This window comes from Melaminivora alkalimesophila (assembly GCF_000282995.1).
GTDB classification, from domain to species: Bacteria; Pseudomonadota; Gammaproteobacteria; order Burkholderiales; family Burkholderiaceae_C; genus Melaminivora; species Melaminivora alkalimesophila.
In genome coordinates, this window is the sequence record NZ_ALEE01000543.1 from 1 (window position 1) to 2,288 (window position 2,288).

General features: G+C 75.7%; 1 protein-coding gene and 1 pseudogene. Both read right to left on the bottom strand.

The window, feature by feature from the left end:
- A pseudogene (locus tag A612_RS10705) lies at window positions 1–297 on the bottom strand (Hsp70 family protein); the annotation flags it as partial.
- Between the two features lie 3 nt (window positions 298–300).
- Window positions 301–2,193, bottom strand: coding sequence for an Hsp70 family protein (locus A612_RS10710; protein WP_019374483.1), 1,893 nt, complete (start codon window positions 2,191–2,193; stop codon window positions 301–303).
- Between the last annotated feature and the right edge of the window lie 95 nt (window positions 2,194–2,288).

Consider the following 2,288-nt stretch of genomic DNA (forward strand, 5'->3'; position numbering starts at 1 on the left):
CTGCGGCGTGGCTGCTCCCAGCGTGCGCGCCCACGTGCCGAGGGTGGCAGGGGCTTCCTCGCTGGCGCCCAGGGGCGGCCAGGGCGCGTGCCAGGCGTCCGCCAGCTCGCCCGGCGCCGCCTGGTAGCGCATCGAGGGCAGCAGCACCGCGGCCTGCACCTCCGCAGGGGAGGTGCGTTGGGGCAGGGGCAGCAGCTGGATGTCGGACGCCTGCGCGCCGAGCGGCGCCCAGGCCAGCGCGCAGTGGCTGGTGCCCAGGTCGATGCCGACGGCGAAGCGCGGACCCGGCCCGGCCATGGCTCAGGCCTCGGCGGCCGGCGTGCGCACGTCGAACTCCACCTTCCAGCGCGCCTCCCCGCCCACCGGCACGGCGTGCAGCTCCAGCGTGCCGATGTCGGTCACGCGCGCGTGGAGGGTGACGGGCACCACCTCGCCGGCCGTGCGGCCCTGGGCGGGCAGCTGCAGCTCGATCTCCTGCAGCTCCGTCAGCTCCTCGGGCCCCCAGGCTTCCAGCAGCGTCCCGACCGTGTCCTGGCGGCGCACGCTGGAGCCGAAGAAGCGCAGCCGCACCGGCTCGCCCACGACCAGGCCGAACTGCTGGTCGGCAAGCTCCACCTCGCTGCCCTCCTCCATGCCGAAGGGCGCCAGGCACAGCGCGGCGATCGGCGGCTCCATCCCGGGGATGGCAGGCATGTTGCCTTCGACGCCCACGTAGTGGCTCTGCGCCGTGCCGCCGCGGATGCGCACGCCCCGGCCGGCCTGCGCCACGTGGCCGAAATAGGCCGCGCCGCGCGCCACGGCGAGATCGAGCTGCGCGCCTTCGAGCAGCCGCACGGGCGGTGCGCCCTCCGCGGCCAGCCAGCCATTGAGCACCTCCAGGATGCGCGCCTCGACCTGCGCGGCCTTGAGCACGCCGCCGTTGAACAGCAGCGCCGTGGGGTGCAGGAAGGTGGCGCCTTCGGGCGGCGGCGGCAGGTGTTCCATCTGCGCCGTGGCCGCAGACTGGCGCGCGAGGAAGGCCGCCAGGTGCCGCGTGATGGCGGCATCCTGCGCGTAGGGCAGGCCCAGCTGGGTGAGCGCGGCGCGTGCCCGCACCTGGGGGCGCTCGGTGATCGCCACGCGCGGGAAGAAACCCTCCACCAGCAGCTGCAGCACCTCGTCGCGCGTGACTTCGGTGCGCAGGCTGCCGCCAATCAGCCGCGCCCCCCGGCTGGGCACCACCACCGGCACGCTGGCCGGCGCATCGTCGGCCAGCAGCTGCTCCTTGGCGGCGCGGCAGGCATGCGCCAGCGCGCGCGTCTGCCAGGCGTCCAGCTGCCGGCCTTCGGCCGCCAGCTTGCGCGCCACGCCATAGGCCAGCGCCAGGTCCATGTTGTCGCCGCCCAGCAGGATGTGCTCGCCCACGGCCACGCGCTGCAACTCCAGGTTGCCATCGCGCTCCAGCACCGCGATCAGCGACAGGTCGGTCGTGCCGCCGCCCACGTCCACCACCAGGATGAGGTCGCCGTGGCGCACCTGCTTGCGCCAGGCGCCGCCGCTGGCCTGGATCCAGCTGTAGAGCGCGGCCTGCGGCTCCTCCAGCAGCGTGAAGGCCCCCAGGCCGGCGGCGCGGCAGGCCTCGGCCGTGAGCTCGCGCGCGGCCGGGTCGAAGGAGGCGGGGATGGTCACCGTCACCTGCTGTGCGGCCAGCGGCGCCTCGGGGTGCGCGGCGTCCCAGGCGCGGCGCAGGTGCTCCAGGTAGGCCGTGCTGGCCGCCAGGGGCGAGATGCGCGGCACTTCCTCGGGCGCCTCGGGCGGCAGGATCGGCGCGCGCCGGTCCACGCCCGGGTGGCACAGCCAGCTCTTGGCGCTGGCGACCAGCCGGATCGGCGTTGCCGCCCCGCGCGCGCGCGCCAGGGCGCCGGCAATGAAGGGCTGCGCCGGCTGGCCAGGCAGCGCCAGGTCGGCGGCGGCGAATTCCGCCTCGTGCGGTAGGTAGAGGAAGGACGGCAGCAGCGGCTGCGCCTCGACGCTGCCCGGCGCCGCCAGCTGCGGCACGTCCAGCACGCCCTGCACCACGCGCTCGCCCTCGGAGGCCGCCAGATCCACCCAGGACAGCGCGCAGTGCGTGGTCCCCAGGTCGACGCCCAGGCTGTAATGCGGTCGGTCGCCAGCGGCCGGGGGCGTGGCCGGGCCCGGCGCGGCGGCGCTCACAGCTCCACCTCGGCCTGGGCGATGATGCGCGCCGTTCCCCTGCCAGCGCCGTGCTGCTGGTCAACCCCCTGCAGCTGCAGTGGCTGAGCGCGCGC